The 21,830-nt window shown below is 35.5% G+C and carries 21 protein-coding genes; 11 read left to right on the forward strand and 10 right to left on the reverse strand.

Features of this window, described 5'->3' with window-relative positions; all coding sequences use genetic code 11:
- Positions 1-190 precede the first annotated feature (190 nt).
- Positions 191-451, forward strand: coding sequence for a DUF2164 domain-containing protein (locus AC4CUY_RS05985; protein ID WP_490773813.1), 261 nt, complete (start codon positions 191-193; stop codon positions 449-451).
- A gap of 327 nt (positions 452-778) precedes the next feature.
- Here the strand turns inward: AC4CUY_RS05985 and AC4CUY_RS05990 are convergent, their stop codons facing one another.
- Both AC4CUY_RS05990 and AC4CUY_RS05995 read right to left on the reverse strand, forming a co-directional pair.
- On the reverse strand, positions 779-1,267 hold the full coding sequence (locus AC4CUY_RS05990) for a GNAT family N-acetyltransferase (protein WP_419328632.1): 489 nt from the start codon (positions 1,265-1,267) through the stop codon (positions 779-781).
- Positions 1,268-1,618: 351 nt separating this feature from the next.
- A complete protein-coding gene (locus AC4CUY_RS05995) occupies positions 1,619-1,855 on the reverse strand; it encodes a hypothetical protein (RefSeq protein WP_336953873.1) in 237 nt (78 codons plus the stop codon).
- A 410-nt stretch (positions 1,856-2,265) separates the two neighbouring features.
- On the opposite strand from AC4CUY_RS05995, the gene AC4CUY_RS06000 reads away from it, so the two are divergent.
- The 3 genes from AC4CUY_RS06000 (at position 2,266) to AC4CUY_RS06010 (ending at position 5,000) form a co-directional block, all read left to right on the forward strand.
- On the forward strand, positions 2,266-2,457 hold the full coding sequence (locus AC4CUY_RS06000; RefSeq protein WP_483770126.1) for a hypothetical protein: 192 nt from the start codon (positions 2,266-2,268) through the stop codon (positions 2,455-2,457).
- A gap of 741 nt (positions 2,458-3,198) precedes the next feature.
- Positions 3,199-3,555: a roadblock/LC7 domain-containing protein gene (locus AC4CUY_RS06005; RefSeq protein ID WP_336953871.1), complete on the forward strand. Its 357-nt coding sequence runs from the start codon at positions 3,199-3,201 to the stop codon at positions 3,553-3,555.
- Between the two features lie 1,217 nt (positions 3,556-4,772).
- The gene (locus tag AC4CUY_RS06010; protein ID WP_336953870.1) at positions 4,773-5,000 is read left to right on the forward strand and encodes a hypothetical protein; all 228 of its coding nucleotides are present in this window, start codon (positions 4,773-4,775) and stop codon (positions 4,998-5,000) included.
- 85 nt (positions 5,001-5,085) lie between these two features.
- On the opposite strand, the gene AC4CUY_RS06015 is transcribed toward AC4CUY_RS06010, so the two are convergent.
- From AC4CUY_RS06015 to AC4CUY_RS06025, 3 genes are all read right to left on the reverse strand, one after another.
- Positions 5,086-5,376, reverse strand: a complete 291-nt coding sequence (locus AC4CUY_RS06015) for a hypothetical protein (RefSeq protein ID WP_336953869.1) — start codon at positions 5,374-5,376, stop codon at positions 5,086-5,088.
- 343 nt (positions 5,377-5,719) lie between these two features.
- Positions 5,720-6,406 (reverse strand): hypothetical protein, encoded by a 687-nt coding sequence (locus AC4CUY_RS06020; protein WP_336953868.1) that lies wholly within the window; start codon positions 6,404-6,406, stop codon positions 5,720-5,722.
- Between the two features lie 85 nt (positions 6,407-6,491).
- The gene (locus tag AC4CUY_RS06025; RefSeq protein ID WP_336953867.1) at positions 6,492-7,193 is read right to left on the reverse strand and encodes a 3'-5' exonuclease; all 702 of its coding nucleotides are present in this window, start codon (positions 7,191-7,193) and stop codon (positions 6,492-6,494) included.
- 631 nt (positions 7,194-7,824) lie between these two features.
- On the opposite strand from AC4CUY_RS06025, the gene AC4CUY_RS06030 reads away from it, so the two are divergent.
- The 3 genes from AC4CUY_RS06030 to rnk all read left to right on the forward strand — a co-directional run bounded on the left by AC4CUY_RS06030 (position 7,825) and on the right by rnk (position 11,130).
- Positions 7,825-9,051, forward strand: coding sequence for an alpha/beta hydrolase family protein (locus AC4CUY_RS06030; protein ID WP_419328635.1), 1,227 nt, complete (start codon positions 7,825-7,827; stop codon positions 9,049-9,051).
- A 160-nt stretch (positions 9,052-9,211) separates the two neighbouring features.
- Positions 9,212-10,465 (forward strand): serine hydroxymethyltransferase, encoded by a 1,254-nt coding sequence (gene glyA / locus AC4CUY_RS06035; protein ID WP_262085493.1) that lies wholly within the window; start codon positions 9,212-9,214, stop codon positions 10,463-10,465.
- Positions 10,466-10,722: 257 nt separating this feature from the next.
- Complete coding sequence (gene rnk / locus AC4CUY_RS06040) at positions 10,723-11,130, forward strand: nucleoside diphosphate kinase regulator (protein WP_234622805.1); 408 nt, start codon at positions 10,723-10,725, stop codon at positions 11,128-11,130.
- A gap of 82 nt (positions 11,131-11,212) precedes the next feature.
- Here the strand turns inward: rnk and AC4CUY_RS06045 are convergent, their stop codons facing one another.
- Positions 11,213-12,751 (reverse strand): DUF4139 domain-containing protein, encoded by a 1,539-nt coding sequence (locus AC4CUY_RS06045; protein ID WP_490773814.1) that lies wholly within the window; start codon positions 12,749-12,751, stop codon positions 11,213-11,215.
- A gap of 266 nt (positions 12,752-13,017) precedes the next feature.
- Here AC4CUY_RS06045 and AC4CUY_RS06050 point away from each other — a divergent pair, with 266 nt between their 5' ends.
- The 3 genes from AC4CUY_RS06050 to AC4CUY_RS06060 all read left to right on the forward strand — a co-directional run bounded on the left by AC4CUY_RS06050 (position 13,018) and on the right by AC4CUY_RS06060 (position 15,803).
- Positions 13,018-13,515 (forward strand): chorismate--pyruvate lyase family protein, encoded by a 498-nt coding sequence (locus AC4CUY_RS06050; RefSeq protein ID WP_336953864.1) that lies wholly within the window; start codon positions 13,018-13,020, stop codon positions 13,513-13,515.
- 17 nt (positions 13,516-13,532) lie between these two features.
- The gene (ubiA, locus tag AC4CUY_RS06055) at positions 13,533-14,411 is read left to right on the forward strand and encodes a 4-hydroxybenzoate octaprenyltransferase (protein WP_419361313.1); all 879 of its coding nucleotides are present in this window, start codon (positions 13,533-13,535) and stop codon (positions 14,409-14,411) included.
- Between the two features lie 147 nt (positions 14,412-14,558).
- Positions 14,559-15,803: an alpha/beta hydrolase family protein gene (locus AC4CUY_RS06060; RefSeq protein WP_336953862.1), complete on the forward strand. Its 1,245-nt coding sequence runs from the start codon at positions 14,559-14,561 to the stop codon at positions 15,801-15,803.
- Between the two features lie 102 nt (positions 15,804-15,905).
- Here the strand turns inward: AC4CUY_RS06060 and AC4CUY_RS06065 are convergent, their stop codons facing one another.
- The 3 genes from AC4CUY_RS06065 to AC4CUY_RS06075 form a co-directional block, all read right to left on the reverse strand.
- Entirely contained in the window at positions 15,906-17,264 is a 1,359-nt protein-coding gene (locus tag AC4CUY_RS06065) for a nucleobase:cation symporter-2 family protein (RefSeq protein WP_419820677.1), read from the reverse strand.
- Between the two features lie 335 nt (positions 17,265-17,599).
- On the reverse strand, positions 17,600-18,784 hold the full coding sequence (locus AC4CUY_RS06070) for a YbfB/YjiJ family MFS transporter (RefSeq protein ID WP_490773815.1): 1,185 nt from the start codon (positions 18,782-18,784) through the stop codon (positions 17,600-17,602).
- 256 nt (positions 18,785-19,040) lie between these two features.
- Entirely contained in the window at positions 19,041-19,616 is a 576-nt protein-coding gene (locus AC4CUY_RS06075; RefSeq protein ID WP_490773816.1) for a flavin reductase family protein, read from the reverse strand.
- 196 nt (positions 19,617-19,812) lie between these two features.
- Here AC4CUY_RS06075 and AC4CUY_RS06080 point away from each other — a divergent pair, with 196 nt between their 5' ends.
- Positions 19,813-21,204, forward strand: a complete 1,392-nt coding sequence (locus tag AC4CUY_RS06080) for an L-cystine transporter (protein WP_034612245.1) — start codon at positions 19,813-19,815, stop codon at positions 21,202-21,204.
- A gap of 218 nt (positions 21,205-21,422) precedes the next feature.
- Here AC4CUY_RS06080 and AC4CUY_RS06085 read toward each other — a convergent pair whose 3' ends face one another.
- Complete coding sequence (locus AC4CUY_RS06085) at positions 21,423-21,752, reverse strand: DUF8200 family protein (RefSeq protein WP_419360368.1); 330 nt, start codon at positions 21,750-21,752, stop codon at positions 21,423-21,425.
- Positions 21,753-21,830: the final 78 nt, after the last annotated feature.

Raw genomic sequence — 21,830 nt, forward strand, 5'->3', positions numbered from 1 at the left:
AAATAGGCTTACTGTGGCGTCACTTATTTAGAGTTGAGTGTATAAATTTTTTAATCTGGTTATATAGGTCTATTGAGGCTCTTTACAAATATGAAAAATCAAGATGTACGTCATTTTAAGACGCGATGAGATTGAATAAAAACTGAATTAGTATTGTAATGTGTTCTCATTATTTTCAGAATCAAAGACTATGGCTAAAAAGCCAATAATTATATTTGATGATTTTACGCGTGAACAATTAATCTATTCGTTGAAAAAGTATGTATTAAAGGAACTAGACTTGGATCTAGGAAATTTTCCAGCGCAGTTTTTGTTTGATTTCATCGTAGAAGAATTTGGTCATCACTTTTACAATCAAGCACTCAATGATACCCATGAATGGTTGGCAGAAAGATTTGCTCATCTCAATGAAGACCTATTTTTATTATCTAAAGAAAAGGCAATAAAGTAAAATACGTAAGGTCTTAAAAATCATACTTTGAAAGCTTAGTGTTATAAGACAGGGTAAAGTGAGTGTTTAATGACAATTCATACTGAGAATTTTTTAGAACGCTTAAAGTAGAGAATTGCTGACCAGTGAGCATGGACTAAAACGGCCACACTTTTTAAACAAGTAAGTACGTCATTGCTTACTATTACTTTAGTTCAAGCACGCTTCATTTTTTTCAAATTGAGGAGCTATAGTTGAAACTAAGCAAGATGAGAATTTCGAATATTTATCCAGTTATTTTGCTTAACTCAGTAAGATGACCACGCAGAAGACTTTTTTGAATCATACTTACTCGACTTTTACGACAGGCATTTTATATAGACGATACCTGATAAAATGTTCATTGCTTAGGGTGACTTCACCATCCAATTTAAATCCAAGTGAGTAGATCCCTTTTAAATTTTTCCGTGTTGGCGGTAATAAAATTGTGATTGATTCAAAACCCATTTCGTTAAATGCTTTATTTATTATTTTATCAAAAATTTGTTTGCCAATTCCCCAATAATTAGGATGCAAAACTAAAGCTAAGTCAGCATCTCCATGCTCATATTGTAATCCTCCCCAACCTGCAAATTTGCCATCAACAATAAATGCCCATGGGCCATAGCCGTATTGTGTCCACTGATTTTCTTTATCATTGACCCACGCAATACATTGATCTTCATTAAAAATAGTCCCTTTGGCTAAGGGCATTTGTTTGAGGACGCGATCATTTGTGTTTAATTCAATAATCTCGGTCTTACTGACATTACTTAAATGGTCAAACTTGATCTCCACTATGATCCTCCTTAAATACCAATTGTTTGGATTCCTTCGATTGATTTTATAGTTTAATGCTAGATGGGGCGTATTTTAAATAATACAAAGCATAATGCGATTAAGGGCTAATATTTTACTGATTAAAGTCAATTTTCTAAATGATTTGTGCTATGGTTTCTCTAATTTTACTTTAATTGCATGATTGATTCGTTCAAAATTCGGCTTGGTTTTAGTCTATAAGTTCTTTAAGAAAGGTTTTAACAAAACTCCACTTAAGGCTTCACTATGAATTAACCTTGTTTGATTCGTGCTTATTTGTTGTAATCTAAATTTATGTTCTACATTAAATACTCCTTTAACGACTACATTTCAACACCAGCTGACCTCTGTGTTTTCTTGTTTTTCTAACACAATCATATTGAAAGACATTTTGTTTATTGCATTATTTTGTATGCTTAGCTTGATCTTGCCAGCTTTTTGAAACGCTCCAGACACGTTTAGGATAAATGGATTCCAATTCTTATAATCTTCAAAATTTGTAAGAGTTTTCCAAAAAATATCAATGGGTGCATGGATCAAAACTTCGGTTGTTATTTCAAATTTCATGTTAGCTTTTTCAACTGGTTTGTATTTTAATCACCCTACACTTGTTTCATCTTTTTAATATCGCTAAAATCAACGCTACTCAATTGATAGCTAAAACTAGTCAGTAAAATAATAATTATTGGAATATTTTGAGTTTTTTGTATTGGATATTTAGTTCTTTCCATTCTTTTATACTTGAAAAGTATTCACCTTAAATTATCAACTCAATATTTGAATCAAGAGAAAAAATAATTTAAACAATATCTTAGTTTAAAAAATTATAAATTTAGTTCAGTCATTTGAAGAAAATTGAACAATAAAAACTATAAAATTAATGTGATTTATGTCATGGTATTTAAATTTAATTTGAAATTTTATGCATTTTTGTATAATCTGTATCTGTGTTTTACGGCTTTATACAGGTAATTGTGATGATTTTTTATGATGGGGAGCATATTTTTCCTGAGCGTGCCAATGAATTTAAAAAATTTTTAAAAAAGTATTTGATTGAACATCAAGCTGAATATTTATTAGAACAAAAAACATTTGTATATGACAGTGATTGTGATGAGTTTTTTGAGTCAGATATTCAGGAATTTTATAAAATTTGGTTAATGGCTTAATAAAAAATGAGCTAATATTCAAGGCTTAAAAGCATTCAAAAGCCTGATAGGGTTTTGGGTAAGTAAACTCTGCTGTTCTATTGATTTTCCTTTATAGCCAAAAGCATTGTCAAAAATTAATAGTTGCTTTGACCTTAATAACTTTTTAAATAAATCAACAAGCCCTCTTGTAAATAACATCCTTTCTTGTAAATTATAAAAAACTACGGTTGATAGAAAATTGTAGAGCTTTTTGTTCTTAATTATTTTTACAATTAAATACTGTGTATAGTCCATATTTTAAGAATTTTATTCTTAATGTTAGGATAATGCTCATCTTAAGGCATGTCTAATATATTGGTGAAAAATAATATAATAAATATATTGATAAGTGGTGTATATATGGAAATATATTGTCTATGGAGCATTGATTTTTTATTTTATTTAATTTTCAAATCGTTGTATTTGAAGGGTTTTATTGTTTTTAAATTATGGTGTTTTAAATTGATCTATAAATAAGTATTTTATTTATATTTCTATTCATTGTTTTTATTGAATATAAATTCATATTAATAAATTTTTGTGTTGAGTTAAATATTTCACTTGTGAAGTAATATAGAGATAATTATTTGTTTATATTAAAAAAAGTTACAAATTATTATAATAAAATAATATTTTATTATAATTTTGTGGTATTTTTTAAACATGAGGGTGCTTTAGAAGTGGCTCATATTATCTCTTTTTAATAAAAGGCACATATAAATGGCTAAAATTGACTTAACAGCTTTAACAGAAATTGACGGATTCACAGCAGCAGCGCTTGTAGATAGTACAAGTGGTTTATCTTTAGCAGCACATGGAACAGGAATTGATTTGGAACTTGCCGCTGCTGGAAATACTGAAGTTTTAAGAGCTAAAATGAAAACAGCAGAAGCTTTAAATTTACGCGACACGATTGATGATATTTTAATTACATTAGGAAAGCAGTATCACTTATTGAGACCACTTGATAGAAACAGTAGTCTATTTTTATATTTAGTATTAGATCGCCAAAAATCTAATTTAGCTATGGCGCGACATGAACTTAGAATTTTTGAAAAAGAATTAGATTTCGCTTAAAATATAGACTTGGCTATTGCTTCAATATTGTCGTGATAGCCTTGTGACGATATTTAAATTGAAAAAATTCATAATAATTAATAATAAAAGTATTGTTTAAATATTAAAGTTTTATTAAAAAATGAAAATTAATTAGTCTCAATGTTTTTTTAAGTATTTTGATGAGTTGAGAGGCTATTTTAACTCTCAAGTTTTTAGAAAATAAAAATATCATTTACAAATATAAAAAATATCTTTAACCACAAAGTTGCAGCTAGAATGAGCAGCATCATGTTCGATAAATTTTGGTCACGTATGATCAAGAACATCCTCGATTATAAGGCTTTAATCATATTTGTTATGTTTATTGCATTAGGACTTAGCATTTTAATCAGATTACTCAGAAAAGCTGAATTTCCTTTTCAAAGAATGGTCACATTGAAAGGGAAGGTTTTGGTATTCAGATAACTGAAAATTTAAAGTACACACAGTCTAGACAGTATCCCACATGTTGAAAAAGTTAATTGAATTATAGCACCAGCAGGGAAGCTTAGAAAAAGTGTGTAGATCACGTGGAGGGGGAAGTCATTATAAAAATCCTATAGCTGTTAAGTATAAGAATCCATATACGAAATCTGCTATAAATAGATGCTTTTAATGATTTATGAGAGACAATATTATCGATAAAATATCAACAGAATAGACGATTTAGTAGGTCAAATTTATAAGACCCTTTTTAACGAAATATTGTAATTTAGATTTTTCATGTTTGAACGCGCAATAGATATAATCAATCAAACTTTCCTATTATCTACTCATAAAAAAAATATTCAATTTAATAATTGCTGTCATATCGTTCAATAATGTTGCTACATCTTGCAGATCTAAATGCATCTGACTATATTAAAATTACAGTAGGTCGCTAAGACGCTACGAAGTAGTTGGACAGATCAATGACGGCTTATTGAATTTGTGACTCCAGTTCAAATAAAAAATAAGCACTAGCTTTCCAACATAAAAAGCTCGCAGAAATGCGGGCTTTTCTTTTTGAAATGTCATGAAATAATTGAATTTGGTTGTATTTACACAAAGTATTTAAAGTAATTTATTGATTTATAGATATAAAAAACTATAATGTAGCTATTTTTTAACATTGCCATAAAATCTAACAACTTCAAAATAATTATTGCGTGATGTCATGGTATAAGAAAACAGTACATAAAAAAGAGGACACAAAAATGACTGAAATGATTACAGTAAGGGTCAAGGATCAATATAGCAATGAGCTGAATGCAATGGCTTGGTTAAACAAGCTACAAGAGCATGAAGACACAGAAAATTTATCTTTGTTCCAAAAAATTGATCACATCATTGTGGATGGTGAAAAAATACTACCCAGTATTGAATTGCTTTTTGAAAGCAAGGAAAGTGACAGCATATATCGTATTATTGAACAAGTGAGTTAATTTTGACCATGAATTAAAAAACGTGTTGGCTGGAAGCTTAACACGTTTTTATTTGTCATCGTTTTTAATAGTCGGATAAAATTAATTAAGCAGTTTTAAAATGATTAAGTACCACAGCAACAAGGTGATACAAAGCCAAACGATTTTGGTTGGCATGTTGAATTGCATTTTTTTCAATTTTTAACTTATCTTTAAGCGTCCCAAGATAATAGCTTTCGACCAATATATGTTGAGAAGAAATAGGATCATTTTTGATGCGTAGATCTTTTTGATATTTAATATTGGATACAGCCGTTAAACATTGTTCAAAAGTTGGATAAAAATTTGAAAGTTCTAAAGCTGTTTGATTTGTCGATTTTGTAAGATATTGCGTCATAATTGTCTAATTATTTTAAATAATAGGTTGGCTTTTGATTCTACAGAATGCTTGTAAAACAGACAATTTGATTTTGTAAATAGATATGAATCTTTGGAAGTTGTTTAAAATCATAACAAAAAAATTTCTAGTTGAGCTGATTAGAAATAATATCCCCATGCTTACTAAACTGAGCATACTCTTTAATTTATTAAAATTTGTCATTGTCTCTAGCTTATTTTGGGTATCATTAGCGCAATATAAAAAACCAAATACCAAACTGGATAAAAGACTTAGAATGACGCTAAAAGCACTAAATTTGTCATTCTAAGGGGTAAAATTGAAATCAATATTTATGATTGCTTTAAGATGATTGTAGGTGTTGTAAGGAATAATTGATCTGTTGCATAGTTAGGTTTAATTCATGTGGCGAAATTCGACTTTCTTGAAGCGCGGTAATCCATTGCATTTGGCAAAATTTAATATCTCGAATGGATTTGGCCTGTTGTATTTGTATTACCAACTGTTTTGTCATCAGTCCACAATGAGTTTGTAGAAGGGTAGACATTTTTTGCTTGATGTCATCAAAATTTATATAAATGAGCTCAGATGTAGATTCAACATGTGTTTCTTCTTCAGATATTACTGTGTTGGTAGCATGCGTAGTGGTATGTGAATCTGCTGATTTTGTATTTTCATTCAGATTTTGAGTGATAATACTTTTTAATTTATCAACTTCTTTTGGGAAAGGTAGGGGAGTAAGGTTAGTGCATTGATTTAAATGATGTAAGTGTTCTATCTTGAATGATTCAGGCGTTATTTTTGTCTTCATTTCAGATGAATGATCAGCATGATTCTGAAAAATTAAACCTAACTCTTCAAGTTGCTGAATAAGTTCTGGTGTTGCGAGTCTTTGTTTGAGTGGACTCTTTAAAATTTTAAAATCATCAGTGCCAATCAGAAGTAGTAACTGTCTTTGGCGAGCAGTGAGTTGAAATGAGCGGTTTTTTAATGCCTGAATTCCCAAGTCAGTTTTAAAATAGTGATCCATGAGTCAAATTATTCCCCAATAAATTGACCCTAGAATAAAGAATGAAAATTACACTAATATGACTTTCTTGTTACAAATCACAAGCTTAAAGTGTGACTATGTTTGCATTCTCTAAAGCCTTGCGTAAATATGGATCAAGCTCATCTTGACGAAGTAACCATTGTACATAGTCTTTAGGTAATTCTGAAATAGCGGTACCACGGTGCTTTCCAAAGTTAATACTACGTGGGATACGTGCATCTTCTGAAGCTTCATATAATTCTTCAATTGTTTGAATTTTCAATTGATAAATAATATGCATAAGGATGTTTGCAGTTAAAATAATATCTGCATCAGCACGATGCGCACCTTTTAACATTTCACGTGCTTTTTCGCTGCCTTTACTTATCATATAGATCAGTGCTGATATATTGTGTGCTTCAGCATCAGGCCAAACAAGACGAGCAAGCGCAAGTGTACAAATGGCTTTGATATGAGCTGTATCTACGCCACATTGTTGGATTGCGCGAATATCATAGTCAATATTGTGCCCAATGATGTAAAGGGTTTGTTGAGGAAGTTCAAAACAGGAAAAATTTGGTTGATTCGTAAGATCTGATTCTAATATATGATGAACAGCCATTGAGCCGAAAGAAATCTTTTCATTTCCAATACTGTAAAGCTGATCGAACATTTGTTCACGATCTAGACTCAATTTCCCTTCTTGAATTTGAATCGGCGCATAAGCAATTTCAATGGGTAAGCCATTGAGTGTATGAGTCTCAGTATCTAAAATGATTGCTTGCATGCCTTTGTTCCTCAACCAATATATAAATGGAAAGCTTCCTTAAACTAGCTTTTTTAGGCCCTAAATACAATTTAAAGTCATATAAATTCGAGATCAACATTGGATTTTGCTTAAATCCTATTCAATTATGGTTTTTAAATACATGCAGTCGGAAAAATATTCAAATTTAATTGTCTTAAATGCATTAGGCTTCTTTGATAAAGCTTTTTTAAAACTATAAATCAATATAAAAATCCCCTCATCCTAGCTTTCTCTTAAAATGAGAAGAAATTTTCAATACCAAAAGTCTTCACCCAACATGATCATTTTTTTATCTATCAAGGGGGGCTATGGGAATAAGGTGAAAAATACAAATAATTAGGGGGAAATCAAAGTTGTATTCTATTTTATGTTTTAGTTTTTGTGTGTCATGTAACACTTCCCAACTGTAGTATTTACATTAATTGATAAGAAAGTTGTTTGGCTTTATTTAAGTGCTGAAGAGCTACAGGTCTTTATGATATTGAATCAATGTTTAAAATCGGGATTAAAAAACTTGCTTAACATATTTTTTTGACGTATTGATAAAATAATTATACGCTTAAGCTCGTATAAATTAATTTTAAAAAATTGTGTTTTAAGGATAACTCACATGAAAAAAAAATTATTAACGGTTTTAATTTTAAGTTCTGGACTGGTTTTAACAGCATGTAAGAATGGTGGTAGTGGGGGAGGTTCATATGAATCGCCGTCAAATACTGATGTAAATAACATTACAAATCCTGTTGTTGGCACACCTACAGCATATAGCAAGACTGATTTTACTGCTGTTGCTGCAGATAGTGTGGTGATGACGTATAAGATGAAGGGAGTGAAGGGCACAGAAGTACAAGCAACGTCATTGGTATTTACTCCTAAAACTGCGCCACCAGCTTCAGGTTGGCCAATTGTGGTTTGGGCGCATGGTACAACCGGTGTCGCTGATATATGTGCGCCAAGCCGTAATGAGACAAATGTTTATATTAAAGGAATGATTTCTAAATTCCTTGCGGAAGGCTATGTGGTTGTTGCACCAGACTATGAAGGTTTAGGCGAGCCGAGTGGAACTGAACTCCATCCATTCTTAAATGTAAAAAGTGAAGCTTATTCAATTACAGATGCTGTGGTTGCAACCCGTAATTGGTTAGGTAACAAAGCATCGAAACAATGGGTGACTGTTGGACACTCGCAAGGTGGTCAAGCTGCTTTGGGGGCTGCACAATACGCAGATCGTGCAAGCTTAGATTATAAAGGTACGGTTGCTGTCGCACCTGCGTCACAACTGAATTTGATCCTAAATGCTGGAGAATCTAGCGTGGCAAATGCAACGCCTGATAAACAGATTCCAGTTTATGCATCTTTAGATACGTTTACCGCTCTGATCGCGGCAGGCTTACGTAATGCAAACCCAACTTTAGACTATAGCCAAGTCTTTAAAGTGCCGACTGATGCGATTGCTAAACAAGCAGAATCTGTTTGTTCTTCTCAACTAGGCGATAAGTTCGGGGGAGCAATGGGACAGTATGTTGCAATCAATGGGTCATTGAAAAATTATCCAAGAAAAACAGATACATTTATGTCCCTACCTGTGGTTCAAACTTTCTTGAATAAAGATTCTCAACCTTTACAAGTTCAAGTCAAAACGCCTGTAATTATCTACCAAGGTGGAGCCGATACCACTGTACCTCAAGCGGCAACAGATACCTTATATGGTACAGCTAAAGCACTGGCAACACCTGTGAATTATATTACCAATCCTGCTTGGGATCATAGTACAGCTTATGCCTTAAATATCGATAATATTGTGGCTGATGTAAAAGGAATGTTTGCAGCACAATAACTATTTTAAATTGTAGGTTTTAGCAAATGGCTTATGTTTTCAACATGAGCCATTTTTATTTAAAACGGAGTAAACTTCATTCTGTTTAATTACAAACTTCATGCTACAATACGCGCAATCTTAGCACGGCTTAAAAGCCCTAATTCATAGGACCTCGCTAATGTTCGCCAATATCTCTATTTCTGAATTTGATCCAGAAATTGCTCAAGCAATCACTCAAGAAGATGCCCGTCAAGAAGCTCATATTGAGTTAATCGCATCTGAAAACTATTGCTCACCAGCTGTTATGGAAGCACAAGGGTCAAAACTCACTAACAAATATGCGGAAGGTTATCCTGGCAAGCGCTATTATGGCGGTTGTGAATATGTTGATGTGATCGAACAATTGGCGATCGATCGTGCTAAAGCATTATTTGGTGCTGACTATGCAAATGTTCAGCCACACGCAGGTTCTCAAGCAAACTCAGCAGTTTATCTTGCTTTACTCAACCCTGGTGATACTGTTTTAGGTATGAGCTTGGCACATGGTGGTCATTTGACCCATGGTGCTAAAGTCAACTTCTCTGGTAAATCATATAATGCTGTTCAATATGGTTTAAATACAGAAACTGGTGAAATTGATTACGAAGAAGTTGAACGTTTAGCAGTAGAGCATAAACCTCGTATGATTGTTGCGGGTTTCTCTGCATATAGCCAAATTGTAGATTGGCAACGTTTCCGCGAAATTGCGGATAAAGTTGGTGCATATTTATTTGTAGATATGGCTCACGTTGCTGGTCTAGTTGCAGCAGGTGTGTATCCAAGCCCAGTGCAAATTGCTGATGTAACAACGACAACTACGCATAAAACTTTGCGCGGCCCTCGTTCTGGTTTAATCCTTGCAAAAGCAAACGAAGAAATTGAGAAAAAACTTCAATCTGCTGTATTCCCTGGTAACCAAGGTGGTCCATTGGTTCATGCTATAGCAGCAAAAGCAATTTGCTTTAAAGAAGCAATGATGCCTGAATACAAAGAATATCAAAAACAAGTGGTTGTAAATGCTAAAGCAATGGCTGAAGTATTGATTTCACGTGGTTATGATGTTGTATCTGGTGGTACAGAAAACCATTTATTCTTGTTGTCTTTAATTAAGCAAGATGTGACAGGTAAAGATGCTGATGCTTGGTTAGGCGCTGCTCATATTACTGTAAACAAAAATGCTGTACCAAATGATCCACGTTCTCCATTTGTTACTTCAGGTATCCGTATCGGTACGCCAGCAGTAACAACACGTGGTTTTGGTGAAGCGGAAGTTCGCGACTTGGCGGGTTGGATTGCGGATATCCTCGATGCAAAAGGTGATGAAGCTGTGATCAATGCGGTTAAAGCAAAAGTTGAAACGGTTTGTGCAAAATTCCCCGTTTATGCTAAATAAGCATTAACTTGAGAAGGCCTCCTCTCAAGGGGGCTTTTTTTATGGTTGTTCAATAAGCTTAAACATCGAAGTAAATATCTGTTATAAAAGAAGTAGATTATGGGAGTTTATTGATACTTCGTTTCATGTTTCCGACATATAGGTTGCATGCTGTAGTTTACGGCTTGTGGCTTAATTTATTTATAAAATGTCAACAGACCCATTATAAACATCGCTGCTATACCCAAATGATGTGAAAGATCGAAGGAATTAGGCACATGGCTAGTAAACCAAATATTATTATTTCAGAACAAGATTTACATCGCTTAGAAACGATGTTGGAACATCAGTCGAAGTTGACTGTGACGATGCAACATTTAGAAGAGGAATTGGCGCGAGCAGATGTGGTTGCGCCTCAAGATATGCCTCCAAATGTAGTAACCATGAATGCAAAAGTCTTAATCACCATTGCACCATCGACGGAAGCAACCGAAATTACTTTGGTTTATCCACATGATTTTCGTGGTGAGACAGGGCAGGTCAATGTTGTTGCACCTGTAGGTACTGCAATTCTTGGATTGGCAGAAGGGCAGGAAATTGAATGGCCACAGCCAGATGGTCATTTGATGAAAGTAAAAATTGAAAAAATATTGTATCAGCCAGAAAGAGAAGGCGATTATCTCTAATAAATGTCAAAATTAATGATATTTACGTGACCAAATTAAAGCCCAGTAATCACTGGGCTAAATTTTGTATAAAAACCGAAAGTTAAAACCCTGAAGTTCTCCCTTTGCTTGGATATTTAAATTGATGTTGAATATCTAATTTATAAATCTGTTTCGGATTTAAATCAATTTGCCATTGGTTGATATTGGGTTGTCCATTCCATTGTGTTGCAGTCGGTGGAATATTATAGGTCGATTGAGTGCTGAGTTTACCGTTCTGGCTTTGTGGTTCAGGTTCAAAAATCGTAACCTGAATTGGATAGTTATGCAGGTTCTGTACTGAATATTGCTGTTTTCGTATGGTTTCAGATTGAGTACCTTTGACTGGATTTTTTTTGTCGGTTAAATCAGTGACTTTAACTTGAATTTGATCATCTGTACCAAAGCTCATTTGAAGTGCTTCATCTACGCTATTGCTCCAAGCTCTTTGCCCAATATAGTCGCCATCACGATATAGTTTTACAATTCCAGAAGGCCAATTTTGATCAAGTTTTGAAATTTCAGCATTAATTGTGGCTTGAGTACTCTGTTTTGGAATCGCCCAAACTGAAAGTTTAGCCGCATATTGTTCAGTACTTAAAGGTAAATAGATTTGTTGTTGGCTGCTTGGAATGGATGCTTTGGTTTCTGAACGAAATTCAGTACTAAAATTTAAATCAGCCGTTTGAAACTGTGGAAATTGAGGGGGCGATTTTTTTACTGCGGCAGTGGACTTTCTATCATAACTCATTTCAGCCATTGCAATAGGTGCGGGTGCTGGATAAATTGGTCGTACTGGTTCTGGTTCATAATAGTTTACCCACCATTGTTGGGGTTGAACTTGTTGAATATAGTTTTGTGGGGTTGCTGTGGATAATGCCAATTTAACATTGTTCCAGTCTTCACCAGTTTTTTGAGCAATCATTGCCATACGTGTCAGCTTGATTTGCTTGGTTTGGGTGTTTAACTCAGCTTTATAGATCGGCTGCCAGCGTGCATAAGGAACCATATAGCTAATTTTAATTTCACCCCGTTGTGGGGCATTGACATAAAATTTTAGTGTTCGCTGATTAAACTCACTATCTCCAATGGCATTTAGATCCTGTTCAAGCTCTTGTAAGCGTTGTTGTAATTTTTCTTTCTCGGCCTTGGCTTGGTCAATGGCAATAAAAGCCTCGTAAGCCTGTTTACGGACTTTTGGCGCGGAACCTTTAATGACATTTTCTAAGAACTTATTTTGTAATTCAGCAGCTTGAATAATCGAGTTTTGTTCAGAAATCTGTTTTTTTATGCTTTCAATGTGATGACGTAATTGAGCAGATTCATTTCCTGCAGGTTTATCAATTGCACTATCTGTATGAGACACAGCATTGACTTCAATATTGCTACTTTGATATTGCAATTGGTCTATATTGAAGTTTGCTGCAAGCCCATTTAGTATAATGAGTTGTTCTCCTGCTTGTACTGGAAAGCTTCGTTCGATTTTTGCCAGTGTGGGATACAGGGTGACTTGTTGAATGGGGGCGTTGGATAAGTTAAGCGCAAAACAATATGTTGAAGGAGCGCATAAAATAGTGAGTTGGAGTGCTGTTTTTATATTCATTATGAGGGGCCCTAAAATACATTCGATTAATTTTAAAGCTAAAATGTAGCAGAAAGTCATACAAATCAAAATAGTGATATAAGCATTTAAGGATGCTTGAACGTAATTGAGTATTGAGGATTAGCTAAATTTTAGACCTAAGAGAAAGCTTATTTATATTTAACTTGATGGATTTTTCAGCTAGTTTTGAATAATTGCAAGATCAAGTCAAACAAATTAAAAAAATTAAGTTACACTGAGTCATCCAAAAATTGAAGGGCTGAACATTGAAACAATCATGCACAATACGGGATAAGAAATTTCCTCCTGAATTAAAAGCATGGTTGTATGCACAAGGTTCGCTGACTCAACAATTGACTGAGGCAGCAGGTGGGCGATTTAAAGTTCAACCGATTCATGAGCATTATCAAAGAATGACCTTGTTAGATAGTCAATGGATGCTAATGTCGCATCAACACACCTCCTGGGTGCGTGAAAGTTATTTATTTGGTTGTGATGAACAACCTTGGGTCAAGGCAAAAAGTATATTTCCCATTTTAAGTATCCATGGCAAAGCACGTTTGTTTAAGCACATCCGAACGCAGCCAATCGGAAAATATTTATTTCAACGTACCAATCCGTTATGTGAACGCCGTGTTTTAAAATTAGAAGAAGGTTGGACGCGGCAAAGTTGTTATACTTGGCATGGTTGTAAATTTATTGTTCAAGAAACTTTTTTACCTGCTTTTGAGCAATTTTTACATCAACAGAATATTTCAAAATAGAGTATTTAAGGACTGTCATGTCGATAGCGCAACAAACCACTTGGCGACAACGGTTAGAAGCTTATTATTATCTATGTCGCTTTGATAAACCCGTTGGAACAGAATTGGTTTTGTGGCCCACCATGTGGGCATTATGGATTGCTGCAGATGGAATTCCAGATATTGTAACGCTGGTTGCAATGGTCTTAGGAACCATCTTTATGCGTGCTGCGGGTTGTGCAATCAATGATTTTGCTGATCGTAAAGTAGATGCCCATGTAGAGCGGACTAAACATCGTCCACTCGCAACTGGAGTCATCTCTGCTAAAGAAGCGATTTGGGTCTTTATTGGCTTGGTTGCAGCGAGTGCCTGTACATTATTCTTCTTACCGATTGCGACTTTTTATTGCGCACTTGCAGGATTAGTGCTTGCATTTATTTATCCATTTATGAAGCGTTATACCCATTTACCGCAAGTGGTGTTAGGAATGGCATTTTCTTGGGGGATTCCGATGTCATTTACTGCAATGGGAAAACCCTTAGATTGGACCTGTTGGTTGCTTTATTTTGGGAATTTAGCATGGACAGTGGCTTACGATACTCAATATGCAATTACAGACCGTGAATATGATTTAAAAATTGGGGTCAAATCAACAGCTATTCTTTTTGGAAAATATGATATTGAAATCATCTCTTTGTTGCAATTGACCAGTGTATTGTTGATTGGTTCGGCATTATATTTAGAAAACATATTGATTCCGTTTGGCTTGATTACATTATTATTGGTTGTTGCTGATTTCATTTATCAATGGTCAAAAACTAAAGATCGTGATCCACAATTATGCTTTTGGGCATTTAGGCACAATCGTTGGGTTGGTTTAATCATCTTTATTGGAATTTTTATTGCATTAATTTGATTTTTTGAATTTAAATTTAAGATTACAATCTATATTTATCTATTATTTTACTATTTAGTTAAAAGCATTCTAGCAAGATGCTTTTTTTTATGCTTAATTAGTGGTGAACAGGGAGCTGTTCAAACAATAAAAACTGAGGACTTTTTAATGAAAGTAGGATTTAAACGGACACTATTAGCTATTACTTGCGGTTCAGCATTATTATTAACTGCATGTAATGATGATGATAATAACTGGAATAATTGGGGTTCAAATAAGGATTATGTATCTGAAAATACATATAATTCTGATGTAATCAATGAGGCTACATCGGTCAAAGTCATGACTTATAATATGCCAAATGTACTTGGTGAAACCAAGAAAGCCACAGCGATGGTTTTCATCCCCAAAACAACACGACCTGCAGATGGTTGGAAAGTTGTGGTTTGGGAGCATGGCACGGTGGGCGTTGGTGATAGTTGCGCCCCAAGTAGAAATAAATTTAACCCACGATTTAAAAATATGGCGCAAAGCCTGTTAAATGAAGGTTATGTGATTATTGCTCCAGATTATGAAGGCTTGGGTACACCAGGTATGCATCCGTATTTAAATCTAAAGAGTGAGGCTAACTCAGCGATTTATGCAGTGAAAGCATATAAAGAGCGCTATGGTAATCAGATCAATGGTCAATGGATGTCTGTCGGGCAATCGCAGGGTGGGCATGGTTCTTTAGGAACTGCTGAGCTTTCCAATAGTGATGCCAATTATAGAGGTGCTGTCGCAGGCGCACCTGCCTCAAGTTTGGGTTATATTATTTCTGTCGTTGCGCCACAAGCAATTCGAGATATTCTTCAAAAGGAACAAGCTGGAACAGCTCCAGTAGGGACTGCTGTTGAAGTTTATGCAGAATTATTGGCATACGCTGCTTATACCACAGTTGGTGTGACCGCTTATGAGCCTAAGTTTAATTATCGAGAAGTTTTTAAAGATCGTTCAAAAAATATTGCAGAATTTGCGGAAGGTTCCACAGGTGAAAATGGCTTATGTCTAGATGAATTGCATAATAAATTTGCCGATGATATCCGTGATTATATTGTTAAGAATGGAGGAAAAACTGTTTTAGACTATCCTGGATTGGTCGATAATTTCCAAGAAAATCCGACAGTAAAAAAATTCTTAGCTGAGAACCAACCTGCAACCAAAAAAATTAATAGTCCTGTGATGATTATCCAGGGGACTGCTGATATGGCAGTGCCTTATCCTGTGACGGAAGGATTGCAACAACGTTTAAAAGATATGGGTACAGATGTAACGTTCTTACCTGTGAAAGATGCCAGCCATACTCAAGCGATTGTTGAAAAAAATCCTGAATTGGTTGCCTTTATTAAAAAGCATATGCCAACCACAAAATAATGGTTTTAAGAGAAGCATTCAGTCATTTGCTTTTCTTGGCGGTTAAATAGAGCGTGGTAAGTAAAAAAGCAGAGCTTTTATTAAAGCTCTGCTTTTTTTACCTCAATGTATGGCCGTTTGTACATTTTTTACCGAAGATCGAACAGGTTTTTTACCAAATGAAAGGTGATTAAAGAAAATATTGAGTAATACTGCTGCTATACACGTTGCGCTTATTCCTGAATGAAATAAAGTTTGGAATACTTTGGGAAAGGCATGAAAGAAATCAGGGCTGATTAAAGGAATTAAGCCGACACAGATTGACACAGCAACGATGATGAGATTGGATTGGGTTTGATAATCCACTTTAGATAATGTACGAATACCACTTGCTGCAACACTACCAAATAAAACAATACCTGCTCCACCTAAAACAGGCATCGGAATCGCAGCAATTAAGCGTCCAAAAATCGGTAATAAACCAAGTACAACTAAAATAGCACCACCCGTTGCTACGACAAAACGACTTTTAACCCCTGAAATGGCAACCAGTCCTACGTTTTGGACAAAAGCACATTGCATAAATGAACCAAATAATGGCGCAATCGCAGAAGATAGCATGTCAGCTCTTAAACCATCTGCCAAACGATGACTATCCATTTTTGTATCAACAATTTCACCAATCGCTAATAGGCTGGCTGTTGTTTCAGTAAGGATCACGATGGTCACGATACACATGGTTAAGATCGCGGACATTTCAAAGCTGGGTAGACCAAAAGCAAATAGATGTGGGAAAGCAAATAAATCACCATTGCCCACTTTTGAAAAGTCAGCAACACCAAGCAGGATGGTAAAAATTGTACCAACAATAATTGAAATGAGTACGCCTAGTCGCGCCATTGTGGCTGAACCAAAGCGACTCACCACAAGTAGTACACCGAGGGTAAAGGCTGCAATCCCTATATTTTCTAGTGAGCCCCATTCGGGTGCTTTAGGGTTACCGCCCATAATCCAGCGGATTGCAACAGGTAAAAGTGAAATCCCAATAATAGTGATAATTGAACCCGTCACAATCGGTGGAAAGAAACGCACTATTTTTGAGAAAAAGGGGGTAATCAATATCCCGAAAATAGAACTGACAATCACAGCACCAAAAATCGTTTGGATATTTCCCCCAGTTGTACCAATCGCGATCATGCTTGCGACAGCAGCAAATGAAGTGCCTTGTACAATTGGAAGTTTTGCACCAAACCACTTTAGTCCAAGTGTTTGTAGTAATGTTGCCAAACCACCCACAAGAATAGACGCCGTAATTAATAAGGCAATTTCAGCTGCATTTAGACCAATCGCTGTACCTACGACCAAAGGTGCTGCAATCAGCCCACCATACATGGTGAGTACATGCTGTAAACCAAATGTCAGGTTCTTTCCCGCACTTAAAACTTCATCTTCAGGTTGAATTTTTTTAATTTCAGTATTCATCTTAAAACCTTTATGACTTTGCCGTCCCTGCATTACAAAGAGCAATTTATATGCCAAATGGTCAATAACTGTGAGCAAAGTGCTTTAAGTGAAAGCTAAAACTTATGTGTTTGAGATTGATATTTAAATTATTTGTTTGTGCAAAGCCGATTATTTTATGGTGGATAAAGCTTAGCATGTTTAGATTGGCGCGATTCTAAAACGAAGCACTAGGCTTCTTTCATCTGTCCTTTTTTAAAGCATAGATTTAGATAAAGCACCATCATCCTGATCTTTTTCAAAGGGGAGGAGAAGCTTTTAATAGCAATATGATTCACGCAACATGATTATTTATTTTAGCTTTTATGCAGTTGTGTTTGATGGGTTAGAGAATAGATAAAAAATTGTGCTGTACCTACAGCGAGTACACCTGAGGCAAGTATAAATTGCTGATGATAGGAGACACCCCAATGTTGCAAGCTACTAAAACAGATTCCACCAACCAATTGAGTTACAGCAAAAGCTAATGTCGCTATGCTCCATAGTTTTTTATAGGCCACATGATAAAGGTGTAAAATGGTATATGAGGTAAGGAAAACCACAGCAGGATTAAGCAAACCAGTAAAAAAGGATGATGTATAGGTAAGGATTGGATGAGTTGAAAAAATAGCAATCAAGATCGCAAAAACATACAGACTATATAATATTTTTAATGCGGTAGAATTGCCGAATTTTCGAGCTAATAAGTAAGCACTGATTGCACCTAAGGCACTGCCTGCACCATACAAAATCCAATTAAAGTTAATCAAATATAGATTAAGATGTAGGGTATTTTTAAGATAATCAATCCAAAACAATGAGTGAGGAACATAGGCAAAAGCACTAGAAGCATAGACAACCAGCAAACTAAAATACATACCATTAACTGTCCCTGTTTGATTGTTTGTTACGTTGATATGATCCAGATGATCTTTAAACTGATTGAGTAAATAAACAATGACCAAACAAATGACAGCAGAGAATGCAAATAAAATCATCCATGCAGATTGTGTGTTGATTCTGTCAAGATAAGGCAAAAACAGGGTCGCCAATAATACTCCAATGCCAATACCACTAAAGCCAATAAAATTGATGGTTAGCCGTTCTTCAGCTTTGCTGCAATGTGCAACGATACTGGGAGCTAGGATCATCAATAAGCCACCACTGATGCCTGAAATGACTCGCCAAAAGACATACCAGCTTTCGGGAAGACCTGAAAAAGCACAACTGAGTAAACTCACCGTTCCAGAAAATGCCGCTAAAATGATATATCGAGGCATGGTAAAGTTTTGAGGCAATTTCATTGCACAAAATGCACCAATTAAATACCCCAACAAATTTGCACTGCTTAATATACTGGCAAAGCTGGAGTCCCAATGATAAGCAAGACGGGTAGAGGGCAATAATGCAGTATAGGAAAATCGGAGAATGCCAATGCCTAAACACATACACAGGCATAGGAAGATACTCAGCTGAATTTTATTCGATCCGATCTTGGTCATTATGCAGATTATCCATTTTCCGTTAATTCACCTTAAGGTGAATTTAAAAAAATGACAATAAATAATCAGTATTTAGTTTAGGAATAATCAATGCTTATTCACACAACTTAACCAGAGGGTAAAATCGGAGCTTATTGCAGGATATGTACGATTAAGATCAAGGGCTAAGTCTCTTTAGATCATTGTACAATTATGAATTGAACATGATTTAAAACAGATTGGCCTATCGACAAGCAAAAATTCGTAAGGATTAAGCTTATAGATTGGCATCTACAGGATCTCCGATCGTATAGTAATGTCCACCTGCAACATGATGTAGGCTTTTCCATTCAGCACCAACTTCATGATAATACCAGTGACCATTTCGGAATACGCGATCATCCGCATATGCAGCGACGACTTTGCCTATAAATAAATCATGGCTTTGTTGATTATGCGGTTCAGGAATCAGTTCACAAATTAACCATGCAGCGCAGCCTTCAACCGCAGGGAGATGAAATCCCTCAAACTGGAAAAGTGGCGTATGGCAGTGTGAGAGTTTTTCAGGGTCATTAAACTGACTGATTGAGCCTAATTGTTGTACCAGTTTAAGTTGTTTGAGTGTCGGTACCTGTAGGATGAAATGCCCTGACTTTTCAACTAATTCACGAGTTTTTGTACTTTTGTCTAAAACCACACTCACTTTGGCAGGCACAAGTTCTAGGGCACAAGCCCAAGCTGCTGCCATAACATTGTTTTCGTTTTCATACTGGGCTGAGACAAGCACGGTTGGACCGTGATTTAACAGGCGATAAGCCTTAGAAAGTTCAACAGTTTGGATATGTGAATTCATAAGATGGCCTATATTCTGGGTGTTAGTCTTTATTTGTATAAGCTTATACAAAAAATTCATGAGTAAGCTAAAGTAATGTTTTTATTATTAATAGTACATGTTGAGAAAACAACACTTAAATATCAAAAAATGCTAAAGACTATTGGATATTTCACAATAAGCTTATAATAAAACGATCAAAACTATTGGAACTCGAATGAACTATACGCTCATTTTGAATATTGTCATATTCATTGCCTTGATCATACTGCTGATGCAAACCAGAAAGACAGATTGGAGTCTGGCTAAAAAAGTGTTTGCCGGTTTATGTTTAGGTGTGGTATTTGGGCTAGGATTACATTGGGTTTATGGTACAAATTCTGAAATTTTAACTGAGTCTATTCAATGGTTTAATATCGTTGGAAATGGTTATGTTAAGCTTTTACAAATGGTGGTGATGCCATTAGTGCTGGTCTCGATCCTGAGTGCTGTGATTAAGTTACATAATGCATCCTCATTAGGCAAGATTAGTATTTTTAGCATTGGTACATTACTAATTACCACATTTATTGCCGCTTTGGTTGGCGTGTTTGTGGTCAATCTATTTGGATTAAGTGCGGCTGGTCTTGTACAAGGGACACAGGAAACAGCACGTCTTGAAGCAATTCAATCTGAATATATTGGTAAAGTCACAGACTTAAATGTACCTGATTTTATTTTATCTTTTTTGCCAACAAATCCATTTGCTGAACTCACTGGGGCACATCCAACCTCAATCATTAGTGTGGTGATCTTTGCTACGATGCTCGGTTTGGCAGGGCTTAACCTGATCAGAGATGATGCCGAAAAAGGCCAACGTATCGTCACTGCAATTGATACTTTGCAAGCGTGGGTGATGAAGTTAGTTCGATTGGTGATGACGCTTACACCTTATGGTGTATTTGCCTTGATTACGAAAGTCGTAGCAAGTTCTAAAGCCGCTGATATTGTTAATCTTGGTGGTTTTTTGGTTGCCTCTTATCTGGGGCTAGCCATCATGTTTGCAGTACATGCAATTGTATTGTTGCTGACAGGCGTTAACCCAATCCGCTTCTTTAAAAAGGTTTTACCTGTATTAACCTTTGCTTTTACCAGCCGTTCGAGTGCTGCAAGTATTCCATTAAATATTGAAGCACAAACTCGCCGTTTGGGTGTGCCTGAGTCTATTGCTAGCTTTTCTGCTTCATTTGGTACAACGATTGGACAAAATGGTTGTGCGGGTCTATATCCTGCGATGCTTGCGGTGATGGTTGCCCCAACAGTAGGGATTAATCCACTTGATCCGATCTGGATTTTAACTTTAGCTTGCGTAGTGACTTTAAGTTCAATTGGCGTTGCAGGTGTCGGTGGTGGTGCAACCTTTGCTGCACTGATTGTTTTACCGATTATGGGTTTACCCGTAACTTTGGTGGCTTTGCTGATTTCCATTGAACCTTTGATTGATATGGGGCGTACTGCGTTAAATGTTGATGGTTCGATGACTGCAGGTGTTGTGACCAGTCAATTGATGGGGCAGACAGATCAAAGCATTTTGCTTTCAGATGAGAGAGAAGAGTTAAAACATAGTTAACCTATTTTTCAATATTATTTAAACGCCATAAAAAACACCTAAATTACATTTAGGTGTTTTTTTTCAACTAAAGTTTATCAGTCAAACTCTGATTCATTAAATGCATATTCATTACACGCTGATTTATTAAAACAAGTCAGAGTATTCACGACTATAAATAGCAGTTTATCACGATCATATTTCTGATAAATATGATGGTCTGCTGGGGCTAAAGCGTTCTATTTTGCAGCTTGATTACACTCAGCCAATTCTTTTGAATTTTTTGTCCAAATTTTTCCAGCAGAATTTTTATAGAAGGTGATTTTTCCAATTCGAGAGACCAAACTTTGGCATGAGTCGATTGAAAGTTGATTGCCCCAAGGACCAGACATTCGACATACAGTACCATCGCATTTCCAAACCACATTAGGGCCATTCTCTATAGGTACGGTAACTGTCCCTTTATGTGTGGTTCCAGCAATCCAAATGGTATCGGCTGCAAAAGTCAGTGGAGAACATAGGATTAGGCTGCTTATAACGACGCTTTTGAGTTTTATGCTTATTTTCATCGTGCTTATTCCATCATTATTGATCTAGGAAAGATTATAAACTTCAAATGAATCTATAAAACAGGTGTATTTTGAATG

This window comes from Acinetobacter sp. 778_lipA (assembly GCF_058242985.1).